The sequence below is a fragment of the Aeromonas sp. SCS5 genome, assembly GCF_001887375.1.
In the GTDB taxonomy this organism is placed as follows: Bacteria; Pseudomonadota; Gammaproteobacteria; order Enterobacterales; family Aeromonadaceae; genus Aeromonas; species Aeromonas jandaei.
In genome coordinates, this window is the sequence record NZ_LFCS01000009.1 from 21,170 (window position 1) to 35,933 (window position 14,764).

The following is a 14,764-nucleotide window of genomic DNA, read 5'->3' on the forward strand; positions in this document are numbered from 1 at the left end:
GGATGACCTCATATGGGCAAAGAGAGTGATCCGGTCAGGATCTCCGACCTCAGCGAGTCTGTGGTACACGGGATTCTGGAGGTGATCAGCGACGGCATCTGGGATTGGAATGCCAATACCGGCTTTGTCTATCGCAATCCCGGCTGGTATCAGATGCTGGGCTATGAACCGCACTCCCTCGGCAATACCGTCTTTACCTGGGAGAGCGTGATCCATCCCGATGACATTGCGGCGGTGATGGCGAAGTTCGATCTCTGCCTCAATGGCAGCGCCCATGAGTATCGCGCCGAGTATCGTTGCCGCACCCGCGATGGCGACTACCTCTGGATTGAGGATTGCGGCCACATTATTGCCCGCAATCCTGATGGCTCGGTGGCGCGGATGATCGGCGCCCATCGCAATATCCACGCCAGCAAGCTGCTGCAGGAGCAGCTGGAGCGGCGCAACCACTCGCTGGAGCAGCTGATCGCCGAGCGCACCGCCGAGCTGGCGCGGCTTAACGAGGAGTTGAAACGCAAAGTGGACGAGAATCGCCTGCTGGCAGAGACCGATGCGCTGACCGGCGCCGCCAGCCGTTATCGGCTGGAGCGGGCGTTGCAGCTGGAGTGCGAGCGGGCACGGCGCTTCCATCAGCCCTTCACGGTGATCGCCATGGATGTGGACAACTTCAAGCAGATCAACGACAGCTATGGCCACCACACCGGGGATCAGACCCTGATCAACATAGTGGCGCTGATCCGCCGCCATATTCGCGAGATCGATCTGCTGGCCCGCTGGGGCGGGGACGAGTTTATGGTGGTGCTGCCCAATACCCGTCATGCCGAGGCGCAACTGGTGGCGAGCAAGTTCCAGCTGCTGCTGCAGCGCGAGACGATCTGCCCTCACGGCCCGGCGACCCTGAGTTTCGGGCTGGCGGAGTATGAGCAGGATGAGCAGAAGGAGAGCCTGATGGTGCGCGCCGATCGGGCGCTCTATCAGGCCAAGCTGCAGGGCAAGAACCGGATCTGCTGAGGGCGGGATGGCAAATGGAAAGGGCCGCAGGCGTGAAACCTGCGGCCCTTTTGCATGGGAGCGCGGCCGCCTTAGAAGTGGTAGCGAATGCCCAGCTTGAGGGTGTCGAGGGAGTAGTGATCGTCACCCAGGGTCATGGCGTTGAACTGGCGCTCGTAACCGATCCCGGCGGAGATATGGTCGTTGAAGGCGTAGTCGATACCCACTTCCAGATTGGGGTGAACGGTGCCCTTGGTCTCGCTGCGGCGACCCTGAACACTCATGCCAAGGATGGTGCCGTTGCCGATCATCTCGACTTCGGTGCTTGTGTAAGCCACGCCCGGCTTGGCATAGGCGCTGAAGCCCCAGGCCAGCGGCTGGCTCAGCTTGGCGGCCAGGCTGATGCTGCGGGTGTCGATGGTGGTGTCGGTGAAGCCGGTCAGGCCCGGGCTGGTGATCCACATCAGCTGGCTCATGCGCTGGGCATGCAGACCGCTTTCGATGGCCAGCCAGTCGTTGAGGTGGTAGCCGACGATCAGGCTGCCACCGTCGAGCTGGTCGTCGATGATGCTGGCGTCGTGTGCTTGCTGGGCCACGCCATCCAGATCCATTTTGGAGGTGGTGAGATCCAGACCGAGATACCAGCCCTCGGCACACGCGGCGCCGCTGAGGGTGAGACCGAGCAGGGAGAGGGCAACTGCACTGTTAAACTTGTTCATGGATTATCTGTCCTGATGTGTGAACTGCGTGTGATTGAACTCTTTCATCCATGAAAGTTATTAATATTTCCTGCACTCCTGTATTCGAGGCGGCGCAGTATAGTCAGCTCGTTTTTCAATAACAACCCGTGTGCCGGCGGTGATTTTCTACAAATAAAAATCGGCACAAACAATAACTGGGTAATTAATGATTAATTTAGAGCTATCACTTTATTTATAAATTACCAAAATAAACGAAATAACCGTGACCGGGCTATTTGCTGGCCGATCGGCCGGAGGGGGTTGATATCCCTTGGGTTTCTTTTTAGCTCCGCAAGGGGCATCTGATTGCAAACTGAATGATGATTAATCAGTTGTAAATGAGGTCAATTGCCAACTTTTTGTTGTTATTTTGACCGGTCGGATCTCGTCGCTGGTGGCCAAAATTTTTTGGCTGGTTGCATTTTTTATCTGCAAAAAGCGATGTTTGACTCTCTTTGTTGCTGTCTTTTTGCTCGCCAATGGTCGCTTTTGCTGCATGTCGTTCATCTGCGCTCTGGCTGCCCCGGGAGGAACAAGGGCCGACCGGGCCGAACCCGACCGGCCGGTTGGCCACGGTGCCGTTTGCCGATGGGTGAGACGAAAAAAGGGGGCGGGCAGGGTGAATCGCTATTTTATGAGGGCGCGCACAGCGGTCTGACGGCAACTTTGAAGGGCTCCACATTCTGATTATCCGGAGTGTGTTAGGGCAATATTTTGCCGGGCGTTTCGCTATTGATTAAATCTTTATTATTGCGGCGCTGGTCACACCGACCAATTCTATTTGCCGGGTGCGGCTGATACGCTGCCGAATCCCGATTATGAGAAATAACAAACAGATGTAATCGGGGCGTCACGGGTGCTGCAACAAGGATAATAAATATGTCGACAATATTGATTCTGGTGGTGGTGGGGCTGGTCGCCTACGCCATGCTCAAGCGGTTCAATCCGCAGGCGACCTTGCTGACCGCGGGTCTGGTGCTGCTGGCGTATGCCCAGTGGGCGGGGATCAACCCGATCCTGCCCGCCGAGAACAGTCAGGGCTTCTGGTTCTTCGATCTGTGGGAGAAGTTCGCCATGGTGACCAACTCCCGCCTCGCTTCCACCGGTCTGACCCTGGTGGCGATCGCCGGGGTGGCCACCTACCTCAACCAGATCGGCGCCTCGGCGGCGCTGGTGAAGGCCACTTCCCGCCCCATCATGGCGCTGAAGAACCCCTATGTATTGCTGGCGATCATCCTGCTGCTGGTCTCCATTCTCTATGTCTTTATCACCGGGGCAACTTCGCTCTCCCTGCTGCTGATGGGCACCCTCTATCCGCTGCTGCGCAATGCCGGGATCAGCGCCAAGACGGCGGTGGCGACCATCGTCATCCCCACCGCGTGGGAGTTTGGCCCCGGCCAGATCAATGCGGTGATCGGCGCCAAGGCGATCAATATCGAGGTGATGCCGTTCGTGGTGAACCATCAGCTGCTGTTCCAGATCGCGCTGCTGGTGATCATCCCCTTCGTCAATATCGCGTGGCAGCGCTACTGCGACCGCAAGGATGGCCATGATACCGCCGCCGAGCGGGGCAAGTATCTGCACGAGCTGGAGGCAAAACACGAGAACACCCCGGGCTACTACGCCCTGCTGCCGGTGATCCCGTTCGTCTTTCTGTTCGGCTTCTCCGAGCTGTTTGTCAGCGCCATCAAGATGACCATTCCGGTGGCCATGATGTCGACCATGACCCTCTGCATCATCATCGAGGCGCTGCGCTACCGCTCTCTCAACAAGGCGTTCGCCAACTTCGAGGCCTGGCTGACCGGCACCGGGATGATCTTCGGCAGCGTGCTGACCCTGATGCTGGCGGCCGAGTTCTTCTCCGCCGGTCTCACCAATATCGGCGCCATCACCCAGCTGATCGATCTGGCCAAGTCGTTCGAGCTCAACCCGCTCGGGCTGTCGCTGGTCTTCTCGCTCTTTATCCTGCTGACCGCCTTTATCACCGGCTCGGGCAACGCCCCCGTGATGGCGTTTATTCCCATCGTGCCGCTGGTCTCCAGCCAGTTCGATATCAACCCGCTGTTGCTGCTGGTGCCGATCCTGTTCGCGGCCGGCATTGGCCGCACCATCTCGCCGGTGGCGGGGGTGATCATCACTGTCTCCGGCATCGCCAACCTGAGCCCGGTGGATGTGGTGAAGCGCACCTTCGTGCCCATGATGGCGAGCATGGCGGTGGTGATGGCGCTGACGGCCATTCGCTATATCTGATTGGGTTGCCATCTGCTGACGCCTGCCCTGTGGCAGGCGTTTTTCATGGCGCAAAAAAGAGTAGAGCGGTGCTTTTGCAAGCGCCGCTCAAGATCAGGAAAAAGGAAAAACCTTGCGGTTTAAAAAATACAAATTTGGAAGCAAACAATCGATTTCTAAACCAGGAAGGGTCTTGAATTCGATACGACAAAAGTATGCGTGATGAGCTATGCAGCACTAGCAAAATGTTTTCCGGTTCAAGGATATGCGCTGGCGAGTATCATATTTTGCGACCGCTGGCCGGAACTGGTCAGGCCTCGGCGCCATTTCAGCCGTTTACGAGCGACCACCATCTTTTTGGTGTCAATATCTGAGCCTTGGCGGTAAAAATAGAGGCGACCCCGCTGCGGCATAACCATGCAGTCACGATGCAACAACAAGGATGAGTCCCGTGAGCTACAGCCAGACCCTGGCCACCCAGATCCTCGATACCCTGAAGAAGACCCTGACCGACAAGGGGATCCGCTATCAGACGCTGGCGGAGGCGATGGGGGTCTCTATTGCCACCATCAAGCGGATGATGAACAAGCCCTCCCTGCCGTTCGATACCCTGCTGGAGATCTGCCATCTGGTGGGGCTCTCGTTCGAGGAGCTGCTGGAGCGCACTCAGGATGCCCAGAGCCGGCGCGCCGTTTTCACTCAGGAACAGGACGAGGCGTTTCACAACGAGCCGGGCCTCTATGCCTTTCTGGCCAATATCTTCTGGCGCGACAAGACGTTGATCGATCTCAAGCGGGAGTACGGCCTGACCGATGCCTCCTGCTACCTCTATCTGCGCAAGCTGGAGAAGCTCGGCATCCTGCAGCTTGGCATCGACAACAGCTACCACTTCCTCATCAGCGAGCGGATCAGCTTCGAGCAGCACAGCCGCTTCGCCCGCCAGCAGGCGCGCCAAGCGATGTCGATGCTGGGGGAGTATCTGGTGGAGAACATGCACAAGTCGAACAACTATCTGGCGCTCTGCCAGCTCCACCTCAACGAGAGCGAGGCGATGGGGCTGATCGAGCGGATGAAGGAGTACTGGCATCAGGAGCTCAAGCTCAACCGCCCCGCCATCGGCCAGCAGGAGCACCGCAAGACCTACACCATGTCGCTGCAACTGGCCGACTGCGGCTACCAGAGCTTTGACGACATGATCCCCAATATCGACAACTGATCCCGGCGGATCCTGCGGGATCCGCTCTGTTGGTGTCTGGTTATTCCGTGAATTGAACGGTCTGCGATCTGCTTGTGGTCGGTTGCAACGCCCGGGTATCGAGGCAGATACGGATCGCATCCGGCCGCCAGTGTTCGATATCGCAGTCCACCAGAGCTCCCCGCTCGTCATAGTTGACCCGCACCAGCCGCAGCACCGCACTCCCCTCCGCCAGATTGAGGGCGCGGGCGATGGCGCCGCGCGCCGCCGAGGGGGTGATCTCGAGACTCGCCCCGCCCTGGCCTATGCCATAGCGCTGCTGATAGAGCTCGGTGAGGGAGCTGGCCAGCGGTGCGCTGGCGATATCGGGAAAGCGGCTCGCCAGCAGGTGGTGGCTGACGTGGAGCACCGGGCGGCCGTCGATCAGGCGCAGGCGGCGAATTTCATACAGCGGCGTAAAAGGATCCAGCCCCATCCAGCGGCACAGCTCGCTGCTGGCGAGCTCGCTACCGTGGGCCAGCACCCGGGTTTCGGCGGTGCGCTGCTGCTCGCCGATCCACTGGTGAAAGTGGGTGTGGATGGCGGGATCGTAGGTGAGGCGAGGCGGCGCCACGAACCAGCCACGCCGCTCGGCCCGATAGATAAGGCCATCCGCCTCGAGGCTGGAGAGCGCCTCCTTGATGGTGATGCGGGTGGTGGCGAAACGCTCGCTCAGGGCCCGCTCGGCGGGCAGCTGCTGCCCCGCCGCCAGCTGGCCGCTGCCGATATAGCGGCGCAGGGTCTGGCAAATCTGTTCACACTTGGAGGCGCGGCCCTCAGCCGCGACCCGTTCGCTCAATCTCGGTTCAATCACGCTCATGTCCCTGTCGCTCATTCTGGCTGTGCGGGCTGGCCTGGCCCTTGTTGGTTCAGCCCTTGCTGGAGTAGTCCAGCTTCACTTGGGTTCAGAGTTGTAACCGCTGCTGATGACAGCGCCATGACAGGGCAATTGTCATCAAACTGCCATCAAAGCGCCCCGCGACCGTCATATTTCCCCTCTAGCATCCCTCTCGAACCTTAACTGACCTAGTCCAGAGGGATGGGATGATGAAAAGCGTGATCGCAAGTGCACTGGCTCTGGTAGCCATCAGCCAACCGCTGTTTGCTGCCGAAAATATCGCAGATCTTGAGAAGGCCGCTCGCGGCGAAGGGCAGCTCAGCAGTATCGGCATGCCCGACAGCTGGGCCAACTGGAAGGATACCTGGCAGCAGCTGGGCAACATCTACGGCATCAAGCATCAGGATACCGACATGAGCTCGGCGCAGGAGATCGCCAAGTTCGCCGCCGAGAAGGCTAACGCCACCGCCGACATCGGCGACGTGGGCGGCGCCTTCGGCCCGGTTGCGGTCAAGCAGGGGGTCACCCAACCCTACAAGCCCTCCACCTGGGCCGACATTCCCAACTGGGCCAAGGATGCGGACGGTCACTGGATGCTGGCCTATACCGGCACCATCGCCTTCCTGATCAACAAGGATCTGGTCAAGGCTGCCCCCACCAGCTGGCAATCCCTGCTGGGCGGCAACTACAAGGTGACCCTGGGTGATGTGGGTGTTGCCTCGCAGGCCAACAACGGCGTGCTGGCGGCAGCCTATGCCACCGGTGGCAGCGAGAAGAATCTCAAGCCCGCGCTGGAGTTGTTCGGCAAGCTGGCCCAGCAGGGTCGCCTGTCGCTGAATGACCCGACCATCGCCAACATCGAGAAGGGTGAGGTGGAAGTGGGTGTGCTGTGGGACTTCAACGCCCTTAACTACCGCGACCAGATCGACCCCAAGAAGTTTGAAGTGGTGATCCCGAGCGACGGCTCCGTCATCGCCGGTTACACCACCATCATCAACAAGTGGGCCAAGAACCCCAACGCTGCCAAGCTGGCGCGGGAATACATCCTCTCCGATGCCGGTCAGATCAACCTGGCCCGCGGCTATGCCCGTCCCATTCGCAGCAACGTTGCGCTGCCGGAGGACGTGAAGGCCAAGCTGCTGCCGGCCGAGCAGTACGCCAATGCCAAGCCGGTGCAGGATCACGCAGCCTGGGAGCAGAGCTCCAAGGCCCTGCCGCGTCAGTGGCAAGAGAACGTTATGATCTACATGCAGTAAGGAGCGGCCAGTGCAACACAAGGTGATAGTGGTACTTGTGGATGGCCTCTCTGCAGGGGTAGCCCATGGGATGGGCTACCTCGCAGGCATGGTGGAGGCGGAGCGTGGCCTCTATACGACCCTCAGCTGCGCCCTGCCATCCCTCTCCCGGCCTCTCTACGAGTGCATCCTGACCGGCGTTCCGCCGGTAGCGAGCGGCATCACCCACAACGGGGTGAGTCGTCTCAGTCTGCATGACTCCATCTTCCATCTGGCCCGCGCCGCGGGTAAACGCACCGCAGCGGCGGCCTACTACTGGGTGAGCGAGCTTTACAACAAGAGCCCCTGGCTGGCGGCCCGCGATCGCTTTACCCACGATGAGCAACTGCCGATCCAGCACGGCTGCTTCTACTGGGATGACAACTACCCCGACAGCCATCTGCTGATGGATGGCGAGTGGCTGCGCAGCCAGTACGATCCCGATTTTCTGCTGATCCACCCGATGGGGGTGGACGATGCGGGCCACAAGTTTGGCTTCGACTCCCGCCAGTACCGCAATCAGGCGCGCCGCATGGACAGCCTGCTGGCCGACCTGCTGCCCCAGTGGCTGGCGGAGGGGTATCAGGTGGTAGTCACCTCGGATCACGGTATGAACAACGACCTGAGCCACGGCGGTACTCTGCCTGAAGAGCGCACCGTGCCGCTCTGGCTGTTTGGCGATGCCTTCGTCGAGCGCTGGCCGGATGGGGTGGCGATTGCCCAGACCCAGCTCTGTGCCCTGATGGCGGATCTGCTGGGCATTTCCCACGACAAGCCGGCAGCGCCACCGCTGCTCAAGGCCGCCTTTATGCGTGAGGTGCACTGATGATGCCTGCAACCACCGAGATCCTCGTGGATCAACCCGTGGCAACCAAGCAGAAGGTGCGCCGCCACTGGCTGCCCGCGCTGGTGCTGCTGCCCTTTGTCCTCTTGATGATCCTGTTCCAGCTCGCCCCCATGGTGTGGGTGTTGGTGGGCAGTTTCCAGACCCCCGATGGCTGGGGCCTCGACTACTATCGGGAGATTTTGAGCTCCCCCTTCTACCTGCAATCGTTCGGCAACTCGCTGCGCATCGCCGGTATCGCCAGTCTGGCGGGGCTTGCCATCGGCACCCTCGGGGCGGCAGCGCTGCGTCACAGCGGTGAGCGGGTCAAGCGGGTGCTGCTGGCCTTTATCACCATGACCGGCAACTTCAGCGGGGTGCCGCTGGCATTCGCCTTTATCATCATTCTCGGCATCAATGGTGCAGTGACCCTACTGCTGAAATCATGGGGATTGATAGACGGCTTCAACCTCTACTCGGGCAGCGGCCTTATCCTCATCTACACCTACTTCCAGATCCCGCTGGCCCTGCTGCTGCTCTATCCGGCCTTCGATGCGCTGCAGGATGAGTGGCCGCAAGCGGCCGCGCTGCTCGGCGCGAGCAAGGGGCAGTATGTGTGGCACGTGGCGCTGCCGGTGCTGACGCCTGCGCTACTTGGCACCCTGATCATCCTGTTTGCCAACGCGGTGGGGGCCTATGCCTCCGCCTACGCCCTCACCACCGGTAACTTCAATCTGGTGACCATCCGGGTGGCCAGTCTGGTCTCCGGCGATATCTTCCTCGAGCCCAATATGGCGGCTGCGCTGGCGGTGATCCTGATGGTGCTGCTGGGGGTAGTGACGGCCGCCAACCAGTGGCTGCTGAAAAAGAGCTATGTGAACAAGGGGCAATCCCATGCATGATTTGACGCCGCGCTGGCCAAAGTGGGTGCTGGGTGGGCTGGTCGCCACCCTGCTGCTGCCGCTGCTGGCTACGTTTCTCTACTCCATCTCCACCCGCTGGGGGGCGACCCTGCTGCCGGACGGCTTCACCCTCGACTGGTATCTCAAGCTGTGGGGCGACCCGCGCTTTCTGGCGGCGTTTGGCCGCAGCCTCCTGGTCTGCTTCGCCACCCTGCTGCTGGGCACCCTGGTGTTGATACCCACCGTGCTGGTGGTGGCCTACTACTTCCCCAAGCTGGATCCCTGGATGAACCTGTTGATCTTGCTCCCCTTTGCGGTGCCGCCGGTGGTCTCCTCAGTCGGGCTGCTGCAGATCTACGCTGACGGCGTTCTGCCCATTATCGGCACGCCGTGGATCCTGATCGGCACCTGGTTCACCGTGGTGCTCCCCTTCATGTACCGGGCGCTGGCCAACAGCCTGCAAGGAGTGCCGCTGAAAGATTTGATGGATGCCGCCCACCTGCTGGGGGCAAGCAGTCGGCACGCCTTCCTGCTGGTGGTGATCCCCTGCCTGCGCAAGGGATTGCTGGCGGCGCTGTTTCTCTCGCTCTCCTTCCTGCTCGGCGAGTTCGTGTTCGCCAACATGCTGGTAGGCACCCGTTACGAGACCCTGCAGGTCTACCTCTACAACATGCGCGCCACCTCGGGCCACTTCACCAGTGCGCTGGTGATGAGCTACTTCCTGCTGACCCTGCTGCTCACCTGGGCGGCCAACAGATTTCATCGGTGAATCAACATGTTCCATCTAGAAGTGAATCAACTGCACAAATCCTATGGCGACACCAAGGTGTTCGAGGGGATTGAATTCGGCATCCGCAAGGGGGAGCTGGTGACCCTGCTCGGCCCCTCCGGCTGCGGCAAATCGACCCTGCTGCGGGCGCTGGCCGGGCTCACCCCGGTGGATGGCGGTCAGGTGCGGGTGGCCGGTGAAGATATCACCTGGCAGGAACCCCAGAAGCGCGGCATCGGCATGGTGTTCCAGAGCTATGCGCTCTTCCCCAACATGACGGTGTGGGACAACGTTGCCTTCGGCCTCAAGATGAAGCCCCAGCCGGGACGGGATCTCGCCGCCAGCGTGCAGGAGGCGCTTGAGCTGGTGGAGCTGACCGGCTTCGAGCGCCGCTATCCGGCCGAACTCTCCGGCGGCCAGCGCCAGCGGGTGGCACTGGCCCGGGCGTTGGTGGTGCAGCCGCGGATCCTGCTGCTGGATGAGCCGCTCTCGGCGCTGGATGCCCGCATCCGCCGCAGCCTGCGCCAGCAGATCCGCGAGATCCAGCAGCGCCTCGAGCTCACTACCATCTTCGTGACCCACGATCAGGAGGAGGCGTTGACCATGTCGGACAGGATCTTCCTGATGAACAAGGGATCCATCGTCCAGAGCGGTACGCCGGAGGAGATCTATACCCGTCCCGCCAGCGAGTTTGTAGCGAGCTTTATCGGCAACTACAACCTGCTTGGCGCCGAGCAGGGCAAGTCGCTGTTTGGCCCCCGTTTTCAGGGCAAGCTGGCGCTGCGACCCGAGTCCCTCTCCCTGCTGCCGGCTGGCGCTCACAGCGACGAACCGAACCTGCCGGGGGTGATCAGCGGGCAGCAACTGCTCGGCAACGTCATCCGCTATCAGGTGACCTGCGAGGCAGGCGTGCTGACGGTAGATTGCCTCAACCGATCGGCCCGCGAGCTGCTGCCGGTGGGGCGCGCCGTGACCCTGGTAGTGGCCCGGGATCAACTCTGTGAGGTAGCATGAGGCTGCATTTCATTTCCATTTTTACTGCGAGGAGCGCCCATGGCACTGGCACTGTTTGATCTGGACGAGACCCTGATTGCCGGGGATTCCGCCAGCCTCTGGCTGGAGTACATGGTGGCCGAGGAGCTGGCGCCCGCCAGCATGATCGCGGAAGAGCAGGCCATGATGTCCCTCTACCATCAGGGCAAGATGGACATGCACCAGTACATGGCCTTCACCCTGCAACCGCTGGCGGGCAAGACGCGCCAGTGGCTCGACTCGCTCTGTAGCCGCTTTGCCGAGCAGGTGCTGCGCGAGCGCATCTACCCCGAGGGGCTGGCACGTATCGAGTGGCACCGCCAGCGTGGCGACGAGCTGGTGCTCATCTCCGCCTCCGGCGAACATCTGGTGGCCCCCATGGCGCGGATGCTGGGGATGGATCACTGTGTGGCCATCCTGCTCGATGAAGAGTCCGGCATGCTGACCGGCCAGACCCGCGGCACCCTCAGTTTTCGCGACGGCAAGGTGGCCCGCATCAACCAGCTCTTTGCCGGGCGAGAACAGCTCTGGCAGGGGAGCTTTGGTTACAGCGACTCCCATAACGATCTGCCCATGCTGCGGGCGGTGAGCCATCCCCATGCGGTCAATCCGGCCCCCGCACTGCGCCAGCAGGCCGAGGAGCTGGGCTGGCCCGTGCTGGAGTGGCAGCGCCAGCTTTGAGTACCGGTTGGTGGGGATGAAAAAGTGGTGATGAAAAAAGAGAGAGGCCGGAAGGCCTCTCTCTTGTTATCTGAGCGCAGCTGTTGGCTGTCATGCCTCGTTGGCGCGTAGCGGCTCCTCATCAGACGCTTTGTCCGCGGGACGCGGTTCATCCGGCAGTGCTGTCTGTTCGCCGTTTTGCGGGAAGCAGATGCGGTTTTTCCCCTCCCGCTTGGCGCGATAAACGGCGTTGTCTGCGAGCTCAATCAGATCTTTGCCAGACATACCGGGTTTGCTGAAGGCGACGCCGCCGCTGATGGTGATGGTGAGATCCACCTCGCGCCACTCCAGCTGCTCCACCCCGATCCGGAAGGTCTCCAGCAGGGAGGGGAGCATGGGTTGATCCTCGCCGTAGCGGAAGATGAGCACCAGCTCCTCGCCACCATAGCGGCAGAACCAGCCCCAGTCGTGGAACAGCCGCATGCCGAGTTTGCCCACCCGCTTGAGCACCACGTCACCGGTCTGGTGGCCGAAGGTGTCGTTGACCCGTTTGAAGTTGTCGAGATCGAACATCACCAGCCCGAAGGGGTGGCCCTGCTTGATCTGCTGTTGCAGACATTCGTCGAAGAAGCGGCGGTTGTAGAGGCCGGTGAGCTTGTCCTGATTGGCTTGCAGCCGGATCTGGGCGAAGTCCTGGCTGGCGGCATCCATCTCTTCGTAGACCTTGGCCAGCTCCAGCATGCGGCGGCCGTTGTAGGCGATACCGCCGGAGCGGCTGGCCCGGATCAGCAGGGTGATCTCGCCCAGCATGCGGCGGAAGTAGCGTGACCAGAGCATGGCGAGCAGCAGATAGAGTACGCAGGCAACGCCGATCATCAGCTGCACGTTGACGGAGACGCTGTCGATCACCCGTTCCATGCTGGCGGTAGGCTCGACGCTGAGCAGGACCCAGCGCTGCTCGGGAATGCGGTTGTAGGCGACCATCTGGCCGCTCGCCTCATCGAGGAAGAAGCCCTGATCGCCCTTCATCCGTGTCAGCCATGTGGGGTCGGCCAGCGGCTTGAAGACGCGGGCTCGATCCGGGTGCGCCAGTACCAGCCCCTCGTGGTTGATCAGCATCTGATAACCCCGCCCGTCGTGATAATCCACACCGCGTTTGTTGTTGAGCCAGCTGGCGAGCGGAGTGAGCTGGGTATCGAGGGAGAGCACACCGACCCGTTTGCCGTCCGGGGTCAGGATGACCCGTGCCAGCGCCATGGTGAGGGTGCCGAGGGTGTAGTCGTAGTAGGGGTCGGTAAAGACAATCTGGCCGGGGTGGCTGGCCGCCAGCTTGTACCAGGGGCGAACCCGGGGATCGAACCTTTCGTCAGCCTGCCATGCCGGATGGATCAGCATCTTGCGATGTTCGGTGCCGACATAGACATAGTCGAGCTCCATCACCTTGTGATAGGCCCGCCACGACTGCAGATAGTGCTCGCCGTTGCGAATGGTCGGCTCAATGAAGTCCTGATAATTTACCTGCTGGTAAATCAGCGTAAACTGGCGTTTGAGCGTCTCCAGATAGGGTTCTAGCAGGGTGTGCAGATATTGGGTATTGCGGGCTACCAGGTTTTGTTCCTGCTCGTTGCGCAGGGTGCGCTCCATATGCAGGTAGTAGATGCTGCCCAGCAGCAAAACAGGGATAAAGAGCAGGAGGAGGCCCAACCGCATGCGGGAGATTAATGACCACGTATTCCTGGACGTACCGCGGGGCATGAAAAAGTCCTTTTTAACTCGTGTGAGACCAGCATATATGATGCCGCTCTGCTCGTCTAAAGGCAGAAAGTGAGAATTTGCTGATGCTCAATCATTCTCTGCTCTGCCATCTCCATAACGGCAGTATTATTCTGCTGCTGCTCGCCCTGTGCATCGAATACCTCATTTTTCGCCGCGGGCTCAACATGGTGCGGGTGCGCCGTCTGCTGGTGGTGGACGGGGTCTCGGCACTGGCCCTGTTCGGCATCTTTGCCACTGGTTGTCTGCTGGCGCTCGAACATGCCGGCTCGCTGGCGGCTCTCTTTGCCCACCCGGCTCACGGCATGCAGACCCTGCTCTTTCTGGTGATCGTGGGATCGCTCGATTACCCCAGCCGCCTCTTCTACCGCTGGCGCCGCTCCCTGCGGTTGGGGCGCGCGCCAATGATCTCCATCCAGCAGCAATTCCGGGTGATCTGGATCCTGCGTGGCAACATGTTGCTGGTGCTGATCTTCGCCCTGCTGGTAAAACATCCACTGCCATAAAGACAAGAGGGTGGGGAGACGGGTATCTTGGATCAGATAACCTGCAAAACGCTGATTTAAGGATGAATCATCATGCGTTCCAATCTGATGTTGCTGATGGCTGCCACCATCTGGGGCATGGGCTTTGTCGCCCAGCGTCTCGGGATGGATCATATGGGGCCATACACCTTCAATGGCCTGCGCTTTCTGCTCGGCGCCTTCTCTCTGCTGCCGCTGCTCTGGTGGCTCAAACCCCGACAACCTGTTGCCGTCACGGGCGATCATCGCCAGCTGCTGACCGGTGGTGTGCTGGCCGGACTGGTGCTGTTCTGTGCCGCCTCCCTGCAACAGGTTGGGCTGCTCTACACCACAGCCGCCAAGGCCGGTTTTATCACCGGGCTCTACATCATACTGGTGCCCGTGCTGGGACTGCTGCTGCACCACAAGACCGGCACCAACACCTGGATTGGCGCGCTTATTGCGCTGGCCGGTCTTTATGTACTGAGCGTGACCGATGACTTCTCCATCGGCTTTGGCGATCTGTTGCAGGTGATCGGCGCCCTGTTCTGGGCGATCCATCTGCTGCTGCTGGATCACTACTCCAACCGGGTAGCCCCCATCAAGCTGGCTTGCGTGCAGTTTGTGGTGTGCGGTCTGCTCAGTCTCGTGACCGCCTTCATCATCGAGACGCCGACGGTGGCCGGGGCGGTTGCCGGTTGGCAGGCGCTGCTCTACGCCGGTCTGGTCTCGGTGGGGGTTGGCTATACCCTGCAGGTGCTGGGGCAGCGCGGTGCCCATCCGGCCCATGCCGCCATCATTCTCAGTCTGGAGACCGTCTTCGCCGCCGTGGGGGGCGTGTTGCTGCTGGGCGAAACGCTGGATGAGCAGACGGTGGCGGGCTGTTCGTTGATGCTGGCGGGGATGCTGATCTCCCAGATCCGGTTGCGCTGGTGGTGGAAGTCGCGCCGCGACAAGGTGCCGCTGGCCAAGTAAGCCGCGCTCTGCCTGCATAACA

15 protein-coding genes are annotated in these 14,764 nt (G+C 60.9%); 11 read left to right on the forward strand and 4 right to left on the reverse strand.

Translation table 11 applies throughout. From position 1 onward, the window contains the following. Nucleotides 1–12: 12 nt before the first annotated feature. Entirely contained in the window at nucleotides 13–1,011 is a 999-nt protein-coding gene (locus BS300_RS12880) for a diguanylate cyclase (protein WP_071913228.1), read from the forward strand. Nucleotides 1,012–1,082: 71 nt separating this feature from the next. Here BS300_RS12880 and BS300_RS12885 read toward each other — a convergent pair whose 3' ends face one another. Further along, entirely contained in the window at nucleotides 1,083–1,709 is a 627-nt protein-coding gene (locus BS300_RS12885; RefSeq protein WP_041210059.1) for a porin family protein, read from the reverse strand. A gap of 349 nt (nucleotides 1,710–2,058) precedes the next feature. Beyond that, nucleotides 2,059–2,412, reverse strand: coding sequence for a hypothetical protein (locus BS300_RS21130; RefSeq protein WP_143241787.1), 354 nt, complete (start codon nucleotides 2,410–2,412; stop codon nucleotides 2,059–2,061). 197 nt (nucleotides 2,413–2,609) lie between these two features. Between BS300_RS21130 and dcuC the strand changes: the two genes are divergently transcribed. Then, on the forward strand, nucleotides 2,610–3,980 hold the full coding sequence (gene dcuC / locus BS300_RS12890; RefSeq protein WP_033115529.1) for a C4-dicarboxylate transporter DcuC: 1,371 nt from the start codon (nucleotides 2,610–2,612) through the stop codon (nucleotides 3,978–3,980). 430 nt (nucleotides 3,981–4,410) lie between these two features. Continuing rightward, entirely contained in the window at nucleotides 4,411–5,175 is a 765-nt protein-coding gene (locus BS300_RS12895) for a helix-turn-helix transcriptional regulator (protein ID WP_041210060.1), read from the forward strand. Nucleotides 5,176–5,215: 40 nt separating this feature from the next. On the opposite strand, the gene BS300_RS12900 is transcribed toward BS300_RS12895, so the two are convergent. Continuing rightward, nucleotides 5,216–6,028: a UTRA domain-containing protein gene (locus BS300_RS12900; protein ID WP_071913230.1), complete on the reverse strand. Its 813-nt coding sequence runs from the start codon at nucleotides 6,026–6,028 to the stop codon at nucleotides 5,216–5,218. 212 nt (nucleotides 6,029–6,240) lie between these two features. On the opposite strand from BS300_RS12900, the gene BS300_RS12905 reads away from it, so the two are divergent. Genes BS300_RS12905 through BS300_RS12930 form a run of 6 tightly spaced genes read left to right on the forward strand, consistent with a single transcriptional unit; the run spans nucleotide 6,241 to nucleotide 11,512 of the window. Next, a complete protein-coding gene (locus BS300_RS12905) occupies nucleotides 6,241–7,287 on the forward strand; it encodes an extracellular solute-binding protein (RefSeq protein WP_071913232.1) in 1,047 nt (348 codons plus the stop codon). Nucleotides 7,288–7,297: 10 nt separating this feature from the next. Beyond that, complete coding sequence (locus BS300_RS12910) at nucleotides 7,298–8,131, forward strand: alkaline phosphatase family protein (RefSeq protein ID WP_071913234.1); 834 nt, start codon at nucleotides 7,298–7,300, stop codon at nucleotides 8,129–8,131. Continuing rightward, the gene (locus tag BS300_RS12915; RefSeq protein WP_071913236.1) at nucleotides 8,131–9,030 is read left to right on the forward strand and encodes an ABC transporter permease subunit; all 900 of its coding nucleotides are present in this window, start codon (nucleotides 8,131–8,133) and stop codon (nucleotides 9,028–9,030) included. Before BS300_RS12910 ends, BS300_RS12915 begins: the two co-directional genes overlap by 1 nt. Further along, nucleotides 9,023–9,799: an ABC transporter permease subunit gene (locus BS300_RS12920; RefSeq protein WP_071913238.1), complete on the forward strand. Its 777-nt coding sequence runs from the start codon at nucleotides 9,023–9,025 to the stop codon at nucleotides 9,797–9,799. Before BS300_RS12915 ends, BS300_RS12920 begins: the two co-directional genes overlap by 8 nt. A 6-nt stretch (nucleotides 9,800–9,805) precedes the next feature. Further along, nucleotides 9,806–10,813, forward strand: coding sequence for an ABC transporter ATP-binding protein (locus BS300_RS12925; protein ID WP_041210065.1), 1,008 nt, complete (start codon nucleotides 9,806–9,808; stop codon nucleotides 10,811–10,813). A gap of 39 nt (nucleotides 10,814–10,852) precedes the next feature. Then, the gene (locus BS300_RS12930) at nucleotides 10,853–11,512 is read left to right on the forward strand and encodes an HAD family hydrolase (RefSeq protein WP_071913240.1); all 660 of its coding nucleotides are present in this window, start codon (nucleotides 10,853–10,855) and stop codon (nucleotides 11,510–11,512) included. A gap of 90 nt (nucleotides 11,513–11,602) precedes the next feature. On the opposite strand, the gene BS300_RS12935 is transcribed toward BS300_RS12930, so the two are convergent. Then, on the reverse strand, nucleotides 11,603–13,201 hold the full coding sequence (locus BS300_RS12935) for a diguanylate cyclase (protein WP_239693830.1): 1,599 nt from the start codon (nucleotides 13,199–13,201) through the stop codon (nucleotides 11,603–11,605). 128 nt (nucleotides 13,202–13,329) lie between these two features. Between BS300_RS12935 and BS300_RS12940 the strand changes: the two genes are divergently transcribed. Both BS300_RS12940 and BS300_RS12945 read left to right on the forward strand, forming a co-directional pair. Continuing rightward, complete coding sequence (locus tag BS300_RS12940; RefSeq protein ID WP_071913436.1) at nucleotides 13,330–13,770, forward strand: DUF2214 family protein; 441 nt, start codon at nucleotides 13,330–13,332, stop codon at nucleotides 13,768–13,770. 72 nt (nucleotides 13,771–13,842) lie between these two features. Beyond that, the gene (locus BS300_RS12945; RefSeq protein WP_071913244.1) at nucleotides 13,843–14,742 is read left to right on the forward strand and encodes a DMT family transporter; all 900 of its coding nucleotides are present in this window, start codon (nucleotides 13,843–13,845) and stop codon (nucleotides 14,740–14,742) included. Nucleotides 14,743–14,764 lie beyond the last annotated feature (22 nt).

Bases quoted from the DNA above. Each gene is read 5' to 3' on its own strand.
- BS300_RS12945 (WP_071913244.1), top strand. From the start codon at position 13,843: ATGCGTTCCAATCTGATGTTGCTGATGGCTGCCACCATCTGGGGCATG.
- BS300_RS12885 (WP_041210059.1), bottom strand. From the start codon at position 1,709: ATGAACAAGTTTAACAGTGCAGTTGCCCTCTCCCTGCTCGGTCTCACC.
- BS300_RS21130 (WP_143241787.1), bottom strand. From the start codon at position 2,412: ATGTGGAGCCCTTCAAAGTTGCCGTCAGACCGCTGTGCGCGCCCTCAT.
- BS300_RS12940 (WP_071913436.1), top strand. From the start codon at position 13,330: ATGCTCAATCATTCTCTGCTCTGCCATCTCCATAACGGCAGTATTATT.
- dcuC (WP_033115529.1), top strand. From the start codon at position 2,610: ATGTCGACAATATTGATTCTGGTGGTGGTGGGGCTGGTCGCCTACGCC.
- BS300_RS12935 (WP_239693830.1), bottom strand. From the start codon at position 13,201: ATGCGGTTGGGCCTCCTCCTGCTCTTTATCCCTGTTTTGCTGCTGGGC.
- BS300_RS12925 (WP_041210065.1), top strand. From the start codon at position 9,806: ATGTTCCATCTAGAAGTGAATCAACTGCACAAATCCTATGGCGACACC.
- BS300_RS12920 (WP_071913238.1), top strand. From the start codon at position 9,023: ATGCATGATTTGACGCCGCGCTGGCCAAAGTGGGTGCTGGGTGGGCTG.
- BS300_RS12930 (WP_071913240.1), top strand. From the start codon at position 10,853: ATGGCACTGGCACTGTTTGATCTGGACGAGACCCTGATTGCCGGGGAT.
- BS300_RS12900 (WP_071913230.1), bottom strand. From the start codon at position 6,028: ATGAGCGACAGGGACATGAGCGTGATTGAACCGAGATTGAGCGAACGG.
- BS300_RS12915 (WP_071913236.1), top strand. From the start codon at position 8,131: ATGATGCCTGCAACCACCGAGATCCTCGTGGATCAACCCGTGGCAACC.
- BS300_RS12880 (WP_071913228.1), top strand. From the start codon at position 13: ATGGGCAAAGAGAGTGATCCGGTCAGGATCTCCGACCTCAGCGAGTCT.
- BS300_RS12905 (WP_071913232.1), top strand. From the start codon at position 6,241: ATGAAAAGCGTGATCGCAAGTGCACTGGCTCTGGTAGCCATCAGCCAA.